At 74.5% G+C, this 13,162-nt stretch carries 16 protein-coding genes; 12 read left to right on the top strand and 4 right to left on the bottom strand.

Going from position 1 to position 13,162, the window contains the following annotated elements:
* Nucleotides 1-38 precede the first annotated feature (38 nt).
* From O7619_RS00855 to O7619_RS00840, 4 genes are all read left to right on the top strand, one after another.
* Nucleotides 39-470: a Fur family transcriptional regulator gene (locus O7619_RS00855; RefSeq protein WP_282285056.1), complete on the top strand. Its 432-nt coding sequence runs from the start codon at nt 39-41 to the stop codon at nt 468-470.
* Nucleotides 467-1,576 carry a folate-binding protein gene (locus O7619_RS00850; protein ID WP_282285055.1) on the top strand — a complete coding sequence of 370 codons (1,110 nt, stop codon included), beginning with the start codon at nt 467-469 and terminating at the stop codon, nt 1,574-1,576. The genes O7619_RS00855 and O7619_RS00850 overlap by 4 nt, the downstream gene beginning before the upstream one ends.
* Nucleotides 1,577-1,668: 92 nt before the next feature.
* Complete coding sequence (locus tag O7619_RS00845; protein ID WP_282285054.1) at nt 1,669-2,496, top strand: 3-keto-5-aminohexanoate cleavage protein; 828 nt, start codon at nt 1,669-1,671, stop codon at nt 2,494-2,496.
* Between the two features lie 94 nt (nt 2,497-2,590).
* Complete coding sequence (locus tag O7619_RS00840; protein ID WP_282285053.1) at nt 2,591-3,550, top strand: asparaginase; 960 nt, start codon at nt 2,591-2,593, stop codon at nt 3,548-3,550.
* A gap of 51 nt (nt 3,551-3,601) precedes the next feature.
* On the opposite strand, the gene O7619_RS00835 is transcribed toward O7619_RS00840, so the two are convergent.
* Complete coding sequence (locus O7619_RS00835) at nt 3,602-4,399, bottom strand: alpha/beta hydrolase (RefSeq protein WP_282285052.1); 798 nt, start codon at nt 4,397-4,399, stop codon at nt 3,602-3,604.
* A gap of 113 nt (nt 4,400-4,512) precedes the next feature.
* Between O7619_RS00835 and O7619_RS00830 the strand changes: the two genes are divergently transcribed.
* The 6 genes from O7619_RS00830 to O7619_RS00805 all read left to right on the top strand — a co-directional run bounded on the left by O7619_RS00830 (nt 4,513) and on the right by O7619_RS00805 (nt 8,746).
* Nucleotides 4,513-5,112, top strand: a complete 600-nt coding sequence (locus O7619_RS00830; protein ID WP_282285051.1) for a helix-turn-helix transcriptional regulator — start codon at nt 4,513-4,515, stop codon at nt 5,110-5,112.
* The gene (locus O7619_RS00825) at nt 5,109-5,753 is read left to right on the top strand and encodes a hypothetical protein (protein ID WP_282285050.1); all 645 of its coding nucleotides are present in this window, start codon (nt 5,109-5,111) and stop codon (nt 5,751-5,753) included. Before O7619_RS00830 ends, O7619_RS00825 begins: the two co-directional genes overlap by 4 nt.
* A 72-nt stretch (nt 5,754-5,825) precedes the next feature.
* Complete coding sequence (locus O7619_RS00820; protein WP_282285049.1) at nt 5,826-6,140, top strand: DUF2516 family protein; 315 nt, start codon at nt 5,826-5,828, stop codon at nt 6,138-6,140.
* Complete coding sequence (locus O7619_RS00815) at nt 6,137-7,024, top strand: alpha/beta hydrolase (protein WP_282285048.1); 888 nt, start codon at nt 6,137-6,139, stop codon at nt 7,022-7,024. The genes O7619_RS00820 and O7619_RS00815 overlap by 4 nt, the downstream gene beginning before the upstream one ends.
* An 11-nt stretch (nt 7,025-7,035) precedes the next feature.
* Nucleotides 7,036-7,773 (top strand): alanyl-tRNA editing protein, encoded by a 738-nt coding sequence (locus O7619_RS00810; protein ID WP_282285047.1) that lies wholly within the window; start codon nt 7,036-7,038, stop codon nt 7,771-7,773.
* A 58-nt stretch (nt 7,774-7,831) separates the two neighbouring features.
* Nucleotides 7,832-8,746 (top strand): SDR family oxidoreductase, encoded by a 915-nt coding sequence (locus tag O7619_RS00805; protein ID WP_282285046.1) that lies wholly within the window; start codon nt 7,832-7,834, stop codon nt 8,744-8,746.
* Here the strand turns inward: O7619_RS00805 and O7619_RS00800 are convergent.
* On the bottom strand, nt 8,737-9,732 hold the full coding sequence (locus O7619_RS00800) for a WYL domain-containing protein (RefSeq protein ID WP_282285044.1): 996 nt from the start codon (nt 9,730-9,732) through the stop codon (nt 8,737-8,739). The two genes, O7619_RS00805 and O7619_RS00800, sit on opposite strands and share 10 nt — an antisense overlap.
* Before the next feature lie 108 nt (nt 9,733-9,840).
* Here O7619_RS00800 and O7619_RS00795 point away from each other — a divergent pair, with 108 nt between their 5' ends.
* Entirely contained in the window at nt 9,841-10,632 is a 792-nt protein-coding gene (locus tag O7619_RS00795; protein WP_282285043.1) for an EI24 domain-containing protein, read from the top strand.
* A 1-nt stretch (nt 10,633) separates the two neighbouring features.
* Entirely contained in the window at nt 10,634-11,152 is a 519-nt protein-coding gene (locus O7619_RS00790) for an O-acetyl-ADP-ribose deacetylase (RefSeq protein ID WP_282285042.1), read from the top strand.
* Here O7619_RS00790 and O7619_RS00785 read toward each other — a convergent pair.
* Both O7619_RS00785 and O7619_RS00780 read right to left on the bottom strand, forming a co-directional pair.
* Nucleotides 11,145-12,050 carry a GNAT family N-acetyltransferase gene (locus O7619_RS00785; RefSeq protein ID WP_282285041.1) on the bottom strand — a complete coding sequence of 302 codons (906 nt, stop codon included), beginning with the start codon at nt 12,048-12,050 and terminating at the stop codon, nt 11,145-11,147. The genes O7619_RS00790 and O7619_RS00785 overlap by 8 nt on opposite strands.
* Nucleotides 12,051-12,143: 93 nt before the next feature.
* Nucleotides 12,144-13,151 carry a LacI family DNA-binding transcriptional regulator gene (locus O7619_RS00780; RefSeq protein ID WP_282285040.1) on the bottom strand — a complete coding sequence of 336 codons (1,008 nt, stop codon included), beginning with the start codon at nt 13,149-13,151 and terminating at the stop codon, nt 12,144-12,146.
* Nucleotides 13,152-13,162: the final 11 nt, after the last annotated feature.

Genomic DNA, 13,162 nt, shown 5'->3' with positions numbered 1-13,162 from the left:
AGTGCCGGCCGGCGCGGCGGCCGAACTATGATCGGAGGGTGTCCGAATCCTCCCTCGCGGAACTGCTCCGCTCGCGCGGGCTGCGGCTGACGGCGCAGCGGCAGCTTGTCCTCCAGGCTGTCCTGGATCTCGGGCACGCCACCCCGGAACAGGTGCACACGGCGGTCCGTGAGGTGGCGGCCGGCGTCAACATCACCACCATCTACCGCACACTGGAGCTGCTGGAGCGGCTCGGCCTGGTGACACACACCCACCTGTCGCACGGCTCGCCGACCTACCACGCGGCCGGCGAGCACCAACACGTGCACCTGGTGTGCCGGGAGTGCGGGGCGATCGACGAGATCTCCCCGGAGATGCTCCGGCCGCTCGCCGACCAACTGGCCGGGCAGCGCGGATTCCAGGTCGACATCGGGCACGTCGCGCTCTTCGGGGTCTGCGGCAGGTGCGCACAGGACGGGGAACAGAGATGATCGACATCGCGGGCGCGGTCGCCGCCGACGCCATCGACGAGCAGACCCGGGACCAGCCCGAGCCGGCCCACCGGGCGGCCGGGGTCGCCCCGGTGGCCGCGCACTACGGCGACCCGATGCGCGAACAGCGGACGCTCGCCACCGGCGTGGGCCTGGTCGACCGGTCGCACCGGGGCGTGCTCGCGGTCCCCGGCGAGGAACGGATCTCCTGGCTGCACACGCTGACCAGCCAGCACCTGGCCGCGCTGACCCCCTGGCAGGGCACCGAGCTGCTGGTGCTCTCCCCGAACGGGCACGTCGAGCAGCACGCGCTCGTCACCGAGGACGGCGAGACCACCTGGCTGGACACCGAGCCGGGGATGACCGGCGGGCTGCTGTCGTACCTGGAGAAGATGCGCTTCTTCAGCAAGGTCGACCCGCGCGACGTCACCGCCGACCATGCGCTGCTCTCGCTGGTCGGGCCGGAGGCCGCCGGCGCGCTCGACACCCTGGGCGTCACCGGGCTGGCCGCGCCCGACCTGGTCGGGGTGCCGGGTCCGAAGTTCCGCTCCGGCGAGCTGCCCGCACGCCCCTCGGTGGTGTACGACGTCAAGCCGCTGCCGGCCGGCGGCTGGGCCCGGCGGGTGGCGCTCGGTGTCGACCTGCTGGTGCCCCGCCCGGCCATGGCCCGGGTGGTGGCCGAGCTGCGGGACGCCGGCGTGCCGGTGGCCGGGCTGTGGGCGTACGAGGCGGTCCGGGTGGCCGCCCGGCGGGCCCGGGCCGGGGTGGACACCGACCACCGCACCATCCCCGCCGAGGTGGATCTGATCGCACCGGCCGTCCACCTGGACAAGGGCTGCTATCGGGGGCAGGAGACGGTGGCCCGGGTGCACAACCTGGGCAAGCCTCCGCGCCGGCTCGCGTTGCTGCACCTGGACGGCGTGACGAGCGACAAGCCGCCGGCCGCCGGCACGCCGGTGACGCTCGACGGTCGTACCGTCGGTTTCGTCGGCACCGCCGTGCACCACTACGAGCTGGGTCAGATCGCGCTCGCCGTGCTCAAGCGCAACACCCCCGACGACGCCCGCCTGATGGTGGGCGACTCCGCCGCCGCCCTCGATGTGTAAGGAGGGGCCCCCGCTTAACGCCTCCGGTAGAGGCGGGGGCCCCGCTTAACGCCTGCGCAGCGGTGCGACGGCGGCCGTCTAGGATCCGGGGCATGACGACAGGGACGTTGATCACGGTTGCCCCCACCGGCGCGGAGTCGGCCAAGGCGGAGGTGCCGGCGCTGCCGGTGACGCTCGACGAGCTGCTGCTGACCGCCAAGGAGTGCGAGGCGCTCGGCGCGGCCGTGATCCACGTCCACATCCGCGACGACGAGGCGCGGCCGACGCTCGACCAGGGCCGGCTGCGGGAGACCGTGGCCGCGTTGCGGGAGAGCACCGACCTGATCGTGCAGCTCTCCTCCGGCGGCGCGGTGACCGACCCGGAGGCCCACCGGCTCGCCGTGCTCGACGCCGCGCCGGACATGGCCTCCTGCACCATGGGCACGGTCAACTTCGGGGACGACGTGTTCCTCAACCGCTGGGAGTTCATCGTCGACCTGCACACCCGGATGCAGGAGCGGGGCGTCGTCCCCGAGTACGAAATCTTCGAGCTGGGGCACCTCACCGCGTTGCAGCGGCTGCTCGGCAGGTACGGCCTGCCGCACGGCGGGCACGTCCACGTCGACTTCGTGATGGGTGTGCCGGGTGGGATGCCGGGCACCACGGCCACCCTGGTCGCCGCCGAGCAGATGCTCCGCGACCTGCCCGCGGGCACCACGTTCTCGGCCACCGGCATCGGACGCAGCACCATCCCGGTGATGCTCGCCTCGCTCTCGACCGGCGGTCACCTGCGGGTCGGCATGGAGGACACGGTCACCTACGCGAAGGGCCGCCCGGTGGAGTCCAACATGCAACTCGTCGCCCGGGCGGTCGGCTTCGCGCAGCTCGCCCAGCGCCCGCCGCTCACCACCGCCGAGGCGCGCACGCTGCTCGGCGTGTAAGCGGCACGCGAGCGCACACCCCTGTACGGCCAGGGTCGACGTCGCAGGTCACCCCGCCGCGGGCCCGCCGCGCCCCGTCGGTACCGTCCATCCCGTGGGAAAGACGTACGAGGGCGGCGTGCCGCTCGCCGAGGTGGTCCGGTCCGGGTTCGTGGAGGGCGTCCACCGGGGTTCCGTGGTGGCGCTCGACGCCGCCGGCTCGCCGGCCGCCGGGGCGGGTGACGTCACCTCGCCGATCTTCCCCCGCTCGTCCAACAAGCCGATGCAGGCGGTCGGCATGCTCCGGGCCGGGCTGCCGTTGACCGACCCAGCCGACGTGGCGCTCGTCGCGGCGAGCCACGCGGGCGAGGAGTTCCACGTCGAGCGGGTCGTCGCGTTGCTCCGGGGCGCCGGGCTGGACGAGGACGCGCTGCGCTGCCCGGCGGACCTGCCGTTCGGCGAGGCCGCCCGGGAGGCGGTGCTGCGGGCCGGCGGCGGTCCGTCCCGGGTGCTGATGAACTGCTCGGGCAAGCACGCCGGCATGCTGCTCACCTGCCTGGCCGCCGGTTGGCCGCTGGACGGCTACTGGCGGCCGGAGCATCCGCTCCAGCAGCGGGTGACCGCGACCGTCGAGGAGCTCACCGGCGAGCCGGTGGCGGCGGTCGGGGTGGACGGCTGTGGCGCGCCGGTGCACGCGGTGTCACTGACCGGGCTGGCACGCGCCTTTCTGCGGCTGGTGACCGCCGAGCCGGGCACGGTCGAGCGGGGCGTGGCGGACGCGATGCGGGCGTACCCGGAGATGGTCGGCGGCACCGTGGCCGACGACACCCGGCTGATGCTCGGCGTACCCGGACTGCTGGCCAAGATCGGCGCGGAGGGTGTGCTGGCGGCGGCGGTCCCGGGGGTCGGCGCGGTCGCCCTGAAGATCGACGACGGCGCGGCGCGCCCCCGGATGCCGGTGCTGACCTCGGCCCTGACGCGGCTCGGGCTGCGCGCGCCCATCCTCACCGAGTATGCCGAGTTCCCCCTGTTGGGCGGCGGTCTCCCGGTCGGCGCGGTCCGCCCGGTCTGGTAGCCGGCCGGCCGCGCGCCCGTCGGGGCGACGAGCGCGCGACCGCGACGGCGATCAGGGCAGGAAGTCGAGCAGGGCGGCGTTGACCGGCCCGGGGCGTTCCAGGGGGACCAGATGGGCCGCGTCGGGGATGTCCGGCAGGCGGGTGCCGTGCGGGGCCTCGGCGGCGATCCGGTCGGCCAGGCGGTGGACGTCGGGTAGGTCGTGGGCGCCGGCGGCGGCCAGCACCGGCATCCGCAGCTCGCCCAGCCGGTCGACGGCCGGCGGGTCCAGTTCGCCCACCTCGATCGCGCTGAGCGCCTGCTCGGCGGCGAGCGCCCAGCGGTCCATCTCCTCGGCGAACCGGATCAGCCCGGGGTCGACGTCCGCCGGCTGGCGGGTCGGGCCGACCACCCAGAACCGCACCTCCCCGGCGGCGGTGGCGGTGACGTCCTCCGGGTCCACGTCGCCGACCAACTCCTCCCAGAGCTGTTCGGTCTCCTCGGACCACTCGTGGCCGGAGACCGGGGCCCCGAACAGCGCGAGCGCCGAGATCCGCTCCGGGTGGGCCAGCGCGGTGTCCACCGCTACCCGGCCGCCGAACGAGCAGCCGGCGAGCGCGGCCCGCTCGACGCCGAGCGCGTCGAGCAGCCCGATCACGTCGTCGTGGTGGGCGAACGGGGTGGGCGGCAGCTCGGACTCGCCGTAGCCGCGCAGGTCGGGGACGATCACCCGGTGCCGGGCGGCGAGCGCCGGCACCTGCTCCCGCCACATTCGCCGGTCCGCGATGCCGGCGTGCAACAGCACCACGACGCTGCCGCTGCCGACCTCGTCGTACGTGAGCCGTGCGCCGTTGATCTCGATCTTGGTCACAGGGTGGAACGGTACGGACCGCCCATCGGGCCCGCAACCGGCTTCGAGTGACCTCGCTAACTGTGGCTAGCACTTTGCTTGCAGCAGCTAGCAGGGCGCGTTACGGTGGAGTTATGGCCACCAGCAAGGACCTTCCCGATGTCGGCGGGTTCATTCGCGACCTGCGGCGCAACGCGAAGATCTCGCTGCGCCAGCTCGCCGAGCAGGCGGGCGTCAGCAATCCCTACCTGAGCCAGATCGAACGCGGGCTGCGCAAGCCGAGCGCCGAGGTGCTCCAGCAGCTCGCCAGCGCGCTGCGCGTCTCCACCCCGGCCATGTACCTGCGGGCCGGGCTGCTCGACGACAAGGAGGGCCAGGGTGTGCTCGCGGCCATCGCGGTCGACCCCGAGCTGACCATGGCGCAGAAGCAGTCGCTCACCCAGATCTACGAGACGTTCCGCCGGGAGAACGCACGCCTGGCCGAGGCGACCGGCACGACCGGCCCGACCGAAGCCGCCGAGCCGGCCACCGCGCCGTCGGCCCCGGCCACCGTCGCGCCGGCCGCGACCGGCCCCGTGACGCCCGACGGCACCCCGACCGAGGCGGTCCTCGAATCGGTGGCCGTCACCGAGGCGGGCCCCGCGCCCGCGCCGACCACCGCCGCCCGCGAACGCACGACCGCCCGCCGGGCGGCCCGGAAGGCCGCCGGAGCGGCCGAAGAGGAGCAGTCATGACCCAGCCGAAGACCAACCGCATCCCCGCCCCCCTCTACGCCGCCGCCGGCGCCGGCGAGCTGGCCCTGGAGCAGCTCCGCAAGCTGCCCACCGTGGTCAGCGGCCTCGGCACCCGGGTCGTCACCGACCTCGGCGGCAAGGCCGTCGGCACCGGCTACGAGCTGCGCCAGAAGGCCGACCTCGACCAGCTCCGTGAGGCCGCCAACCTGGAGAAGCTCCGCGAGGCCGCCAACCTGGAGAAGCTCCGCGAGGCCGCCAACCTGGACAAGCTCCGCGAGGCCGCCACCCGCAACGCCGCCGCCGTGGTGTCCGGCGCGTACGTCGCGCAGCAGCGCGCCCTGGCCGCGTACGCCGAGCTGGTCGCCCGCGGTGAGCGGGTCGTCGGCGCCGGCGTGCTGGAGGCCGCCGACACGGTCAACGCCGACATCGAGGCGACCGAGGAGACCGCGCCCGCCGCCGTGGCCCCGGTCGACGCCCCGTCGACCGAGGTGCCCAGCCCGACCGAGGTCGCCGAGGCGGTGGCCGCCAAGCCGGCCGCCGTGAAGCGCACCCGGGCCACCAAGGCGACCACCACCGGGGCCGCCGCCGCCAAGCCGGCCACCCCGAAGGCCACGAAGCGGACCCGCCCGGCCGCCGAGTGACCCGACCGCACACCGAGACCCCGGACGGCGTCCTGTCGGACCTTTCCGGGGTCTCGGCCTAAGCTTGCCGACATGGTCTACGCCGCGCCGATCTTCGCGTTCGAAGTCCGCACCGTGGTCGAGCTGATTCTGCTCGTCTTCGCCCTGGTCATCCAGGGCGTGGCACTGGTGCACGCACTCACCCAGCGCGGCGACGGCTTCGCCGCCATCGGGACGCTGCCCAAGGGCGGCTGGATCGCCATCCTGGCGGTCTGCCTGCTGCTGACCCTGCTGGGCTTCGGCCCGATCAGCCTCTTCGGACTGGTCGGCATCGCGGCCGGTCTGATCTACCTGCTCGACGTGCGGCCCGGCCTGCGGGACCTGCACGACGGCCGAGGGTCCTGGTGAGAGGTTTCCGCTGGCCCCCGCCGCCGGACGGCGGCCCCCGCACCTGGGGACCCGGCCCGGGCGGGCCGCGCACCGGCCGCCCGGCGCTGCCCGAGCCGGAGACGGAACTGGTCGCCACCCCGCACGGGGTACGCCTGGAACGCCTGGTCACCGGCGTCGGTGACCCGGTCACCGTGTTCGCGCACGGGCTGGGCAACGGCATCGCCACCACCCGGCCCTTCGGCAGCGGCGTCACCGGGCGGCGGATCTTCTTCCAGTTCCGGGGGCACGGCCGTTCCGACTCCCCGCCCGGGCCGTGGACCTACCTGGACCTCGCCCGTGACCTGCGGTCCGTCGCCGACCTCGGCGGCGCCACCCGCGCGTTCGGCGCCAGCCTCGGCGCGGGCGCGCTGTGCCGGGTGCTCGCCGAGAGCCCCGAACGCTTCGAGAAGCTCGTCTTCTTCCTCCCCGCCGTGCTGGACACGCCGCGCGGCGAGCCGGCCCGCACCCGCCTCACCGGCCTGCTCGACGCGGTGGCCGACGGCGACGCGCACGCGCTCGCCGAGGTGGTGTCGTTGGAGCTGCCGCCGTCGGTCCGCAACACCCCGGCCGGCTGGTCCTACCTGCGGCAACGACTCGACCAACTGCTGCGCGACGGGCTCGCGCCCGGCCTGGCCGGCCTGCCCGAGCAGGCCGCGCTCGACGACGCCGGCGCGCTCGCCGCGGTCACCGCGCCGGCCCTGGTGATCGCGTGCGCGGACGACGACCTGCATCCGGTCTCCGTCGCCGAGCGGCTGGCCGCCGCGCTGCCGGCGGCCACCCTGCACGTGTACGACCGGCCCGGCGTGCTCTGGACCGAACGCGCCGACCTGCGCGGGCGCATCTCGTCGTTCCTCAACGAGTAACGTCACCGCCCATGGGCGTCACACACCACGGCCGTACGCACCGACTCGACCTCGCCGACCCCACGCTGCGCGAGTGGACGTGCCGGGTGCTCGCGGCCGATCCCGAGCAGGGCATCGTGCTGGACCGGTCCGCGTTCTACCCGGGCGGCGGCGGCCAACCGCCGGACCACGGCGTGCTGCTCTGGCAGGGCGTGCAGACCCGCGTCGTCGGCACCCGCAAGGGCGACGACCTCTGGCTCATCCCGGCCGAGGGTGACCCGCTGCCGCCGGTCGGCACCGACGTCACAGGAGCGGTGGAGGACGGCCGGCGGACCATGCTGATGCGCACCCACTCCGGGCTGCACGTGCTGTGCGGCGTGGTGTTCCGCGACTTCGGCGCGCTCGTCACCGGCGGCAACATGGAACCCGGCGAGGCCCGGATGGACTTCAACCTCCCCGAGGTGCCGCCGGACTTCAAGGCCCGCATCGAGGAGCTGGTCAACGCCGAGGTGGCCGCCGACCGGTCGGTCGCCGTCCGGGTGCTGCCGCGCGCCGACGCGCTCGCCCTGCCGGACATCATCCGCACCCAGTCCAACCTGATCCCGCCGACCGAGCAGGAGGTGCGGATCGTCGACATCGTCGGGCTCGACGTGCAGGCCGACGGCGGCACCCACGTCGCCTCCACCGCGCAGATCGGCAAGATCCAGGTGGTCAAGGTGGAGAGCAAGGGCCGGGCCAACCGCCGGGTCCGCGTACGCCTGGCGGACTGACCCGGACCGTCCGGAAAACCGGACGTCGGGTGTCAGGTATCGGTGACACGGTGAACCCATGAACTCACCACTCACCGGCAAGGTCGCGCTCGTGGCGGGCGCGACCCGGGGCGCCGGTCGGCAGATCGCCGTCCAGCTCGGCGCCGCCGGAGCCACCGTCTACGCCACCGGTCGCACCACCCGGGAGCGCCGCTCCGAGATGGACCGGCCGGAGACCATCGAGGAGACCGCCGAGCTGGTCACCGACGCCGGGGGCACCGGCGTCGCCGTCGCGGTCGACCACCTCGACCCCGAGCAGGTACGCGGGCTGGTCGAGCGGATCGACGCCGAGCAGGGCCGCCTCGACGTGCTGGTCAACGACATCTGGGGCGCCGACCCGCTGATCACCTGGGAGAAGCCGGTCTGGGAGCAGCCGCTCGACGCCGGCTTCCACACGCTCCGGCTGGCCGTCGACACCCACATCATCACCAGCCACTTCGCGCTGCCGCTGCTGATCCGCAAGCCGGGCGGGCTGGTCGTCGAGATCGGCGACGGCACGAAGGCGTACAACGACACCACCTACCGCCTGTCGGTCTTCTACGACCTGGCGAAGGTGTCGGTGAACCGGCTCGGCTTCAGCCAGGCGCACGAGTTGGCCCCGCACGGCTGCACCGCGGTCGCGCTCACCCCCGGCTGGCTGCGCTCCGAGGCGATGCTTGAGCACTTCGGCGTCACGGAGGCCACCTGGCGCGACGGCGCGAAGACCGACCCGCACTTCGTGATGTCCGAGACGCCGGCGTTCGTCGGGCGTGCGGTGGCCGCGCTGGCCGCCGACCCGGACCGGGCCCGCTGGAACGGCCGGTCGCTGGACAGCGGCGGCCTGGCCCAGGTGTACGGCTTCACCGACCTGGACGGCACCCGCCCGCACTGGGCCCGCTACCACGACGAGGTGGTCGCCACCGGCAAGCCGGCCGACGACACCGGTTACCGCTGACCGGTGTCCTCCGGCGGGCCGGCGTAGAGCGCCGCCGCGCGGCGGGCCGCCTCGGCGAACCGGTCCCGCAGCTCCGGCGGCGCCAGCACCTCCACCTCGGGGCCGAGCGCCAGCAGTTGGCCGTACGCGACATCGACCGACTCGACGGGCAGCCGGAGCACCAGCCGGCCCTGCCCGTCGGGCCGGTCGGCCGCGGCGACCGCCTCCTCGTAGACGAACGGCGCGTCCACGAGGTGCCGCAGCGCCCGCAGGCCCGCCGGTCCGAGCCGGACCGTCACCCGCTCCCGCAGCAGGTCGCGCAGGAACGCGCCGGCCTGCTCCCGCCAGTACGCCCCGAGGTCGAACCGCTCGTCCCGGTCGAAGCCGGCCGCACCCACCTCGACGTCGACCACCCGGTCCACCCGGTATGTCCGCCACGCCTCACCGACCCGGCCGACCAGATACCAGACCCCGTTCTTCAGCACCAGCCCGTACGGGGCGAGCTCGCGGGTCACCTCCCGGTCGCCGCGCCGGTAACGCAACTCGACCATCCGGTCCCCCCAGACCGCCCCGGCCAGCTCGGCCAGCCGGGGCGGTGCGGCGGACTCCCGGAACCAGCCCGGCACGTCCAGGTGGAACCGCTGCCCGGTGCGCGCCGGCGCGTCCCGCAGGCTCGGCGGCAACGCGGCCAGCACCTTCAGCTCGGCGGCGGCCACCGCGTCGGCCAGCCCCATGTCGCCGGCCGGCCCCGGCAGCCCGGCCAGGAACAGCACCTCCGCCTCGTCCCGGCTCAGCCCGGTCAGGCGGGTCCGGTAGCCACCGAGCAGGCGGTAACCGCCGGCCCGTCCCCGGTCCGCGTAGACCGGCACGCCGGCGGCGGAGAGCGCCAGCACGTCCCGGTAGACGGTGCGTTCGGAGACCTCCAACTCGTGCGCCAGCTCGGCCGCCGTCATCGTCTCCCGGGACTGGAGCAGCAGCACCAACGAGATCAGCCGCGACGCACGCACCCACCCATTGTGTAAGGCGGGGGCCCCGCTTAACGCATTCGGTATAGGAAGGGGCCCCGCCTAACACCTCCGGCGGCGACGTGCGCGAGCCCACTAGGCTGTGCCGTTGTGAACGCCTCCCGTACCGTCGCGCCCGTCACCGGCGCGGTCACCCGCTTCCTCGGCGGCGCCGGCCTGCTGCTGCGCGGGCTCGGCATGTACGTCCGCAGCCCCCGGCTGATGGTGCTCGGGATCGTGCCGGCGCTGATCTCCGGCGTGCTCTACCTGGCCGTCTTCGCCACCCTGCTCTACTTCGTGGACGACCTGGCGGCCTGGCTCACCCCGTTCGCCGACGACTGGTCGTCGACCGCTCGTGGGCTGCTGCGGGTCGCCGCCGGGCTGGCCGTCGTCGGGGTGGCCGCGCTGCTCGGGGTGCTCACCTTCACCGCGGTCACACTCGCCGTCGGCGACCCGTTCTACGAGGCCATCTCGGAGCGGGTCGAGGACCGCCTCGGCGGCACCCCGGGCAAGGTGGACGTGCCGTTCTGGGCCTCGCTGCGGCGCAGCGTCGCCGACTCGTTGCGCCTGGTGGCGCTGTCCGCGCTGATCGGCGTACCCCTCTTCGCGGCCGGTTTCATCCCGGTGGTGGGTCAGACGGTGGTGCCGGTGGTCGGCGCCGGAGTGGGTGGTTGGTTCCTGGCGCTGGAGCTGGTCGGCGCGCCGTTCTACCGGCGTGGGATGCGGCTGCCGGACCGGCGGGCGCGGCTGCGGGCCGACCGGCCGACCGCGCTCGGCTTCGGGGTGGCGGTCTTCCTGTGTTTCCTGATCCCGCTCGGCGCGGTGCTGGTCATGCCGGCCGCCGTCGCCGGGGCGGCCCTGCTGGCCCGCCGGTCGCTCGGTCAACACACCGAGGAGCGTTGAGATGGACACCGTGCTGATCCAGGGCGACATCACCGCCCAGCAGGTCGACGTGATCGTCAACGCGGCGAACTCGTCGCTGCTCGGCGGCGGGGGAGTGGACGGCGCGATCCACCGGCGCGGCGGCCCGGCGATCCTGGCGGAGTGCCGGGCGTTGCGCGCCGCCCGCTACGGGCGGGGGCTGCCGACCGGGCAGGCGGTCGCCACCACCGCCGGCGACCTGCCCGCGCGCTGGGTCGTGCACACGGTCGGACCGGTGTACGCGCCGCGCGAGGACCGGTCGGCGCTGCTGCGCGACTGCTACGCCAACAGCCTGCGCGTCGCCGACGAGCTGGGCGCGCTGTCCGTGGCCTTTCCGCTGATCTCCGCCGGGATCTACGGCTGGCCGGTCGAGGACGCGGTCACCCAGGCGTTGACCGCGCTGCACGCGGCCACCCCGGCGCACCTGGTCGAGGCGCGACTGGTGCTGTTCGGGACGGACACGTACGCGACGGCGTCGCAGGTCGCCGCCGGGCTCAGCTGAGCGTGCGGCGGCACGCCCACAGGCTCTCCACCCGCCGGTAGCCGAGCCGCGCGTTGATCGCCAGCATCGGCGCGTTCGCCTCGTCGTTCGAGGTGTACGCGGTCCGCACCCCGCGCGCCGCGGCGACGTGCAGCGCGGCCTGTTTGGTCAGCCGGGCCAACCCCCGGCCCCGGTACGCGGGCAGCGTGCCGGTGAAGTCCGACCACATCCGGTCGCCGTCGCGCTTGACCAGGCTCAACGCGACCAGCTCGCCGTCCACCTCGGCGACCGTGCTGGCCTCCCGGTCAAGCCCGAGGTTCTCCCAGCACTCGTGTCGCCAGAGGTCGTAGTCGAGCGCGTCGACCGGCACGTCGCTCGGCTCGTCCCGGGACGCCTCGGCGTCGACGCGGTGGACCCGCCGCGGGTCGAGCCCGGCGGTCGGCAGCAGCCGTACGCCCGGCGGCGGCTCCGGCATCGGCGGGGCGGGCCGCAGGTCGAGCGCGGCGTAGTGCAGCTCGCGGCTGGGCTCGAAGCCGCGCCGCCGTGCGAACGGCAGCGAATCGGCGCGGGTGTGGGCGCGGACCTGGGTCGATCCGAGCGCCCGGACGTGGTCGACGGCGTGGTCGAACAGCGCGGTGCCGAGGCCCTGGCGGCGATGCTCCGGGTGGACGTGCAGGGTGGCGATCTCGCCCACCCCGGGCGTCGAGGTCTGCGTGTTGCGGTACGCGGACACCCAGCCGACGACCTGCCCGTCCGCCTCGGCGACCCAGGCCGCCCAGTCCTCGCCCGGCGGCGGCTCGCTGATCATCCGGCGGGTCGACTCGACGCCCCGCACCAGGTAGGGAAAGACCAGCTTGCGCAGCGCCACCACGCCGTCGGCGTCGTCGGCCCGGGCGGGACGGATCAGGGCTTCACTCATCCGCGCGACGCTAGCCACCCCGCCCGCGCGCCGCGAGCGGTTTGTTAAGCGGGGCCCCTTCCTCTACCGAATGCGTTAAGCGGGGCCCCCGCCTTACGCCGAGTCGCGGAGGATGAGCTGCGTGGGGAGCAGCAGCGCCTGCTCCACCTGCTTGCCGGCGGCGATGCGCAGGAGCTGGCGGGTCATCGCCCGGCCCAGCTCCACTATCGGCTGCCGCACGGTGGTCAGCGGCGGCTCGGTGTACGCGGCCGTCTCGATGTCGTCGAACCCGATCACCGCGACGTCGTCGGGCACCCGCCGGCCCGCCTCGCGCAGCGTGCGCAGGGCCGCGTGCGCCATCAGGTCGGAGGCGGCGAACACGGCGTCCAGCTCCGGGTCGGCGGCGAGCAGCTCGCGCATCGCGGCGGTGCCGGACTCCCGGGTGAAGTCGCCGTACGCGACCAGCTCCGGCAGCCCGGCAGCGGTGACCGCGCTCTGGTAGCCGATCAGCCGCTCGATGCCGGCGACCATGTCCTGCGGGCCGGCGATGGTGGCGACGCGCCGCCGTCCGGCGGCGATCAGGTGCTCCACCGCCGTGGTCACGCCGCCGGTGTGGTCCACGTCGACGTAGGGCACGTCGGCGCCGTCCAGCGGCCGGCCGCTGCACACCACCGGGATGCCGAGCCGGGCCAGCCTGCCGGGCAGCGGGTCCTCCCCGTGCAGCGAGGCGAAGAGCACGCCGTCGACGTGCCGTCCGGTGGTGTACCGCTCGACCCGTTCGTGCCCGGCCGGTGAGCCGGCGAGCATCAGCACGAGCTGTTTGTCCGCCGCCTCCAACTCCTGGGCCGCGCCCCGGATGATGCCGGGGAAGACCTGGTCGTCGGAGAAGACCCGGGTGGCCGCCTCGGGCAGCACCAGCGCGACCGAGTCGGTGCGCTGGGTGACCAGGCTGCGGGCGGCGAGGTTCGGGACGTACCCGAGTTCCTCGACCGCCCGCCGGACCGCCTGCTGGATCGGCTCGGCGACCGTGGTCGAGCCGTTCACCACCCGGGAGACCGTGGCTCGGGACACGCCGGCCCGCCGGGCCACCGCCTCCAGGGTCGGCCGCTGTGCCGTCGTCATCCCCGTAACCA

Source organism: Micromonospora sp. WMMD998, from assembly GCF_029581235.1.
Classification (GTDB): Bacteria; Actinomycetota; Actinomycetes; order Mycobacteriales; family Micromonosporaceae; genus Micromonospora.
This window is presented reverse-complemented; position numbering and strand designations above follow the sequence as displayed.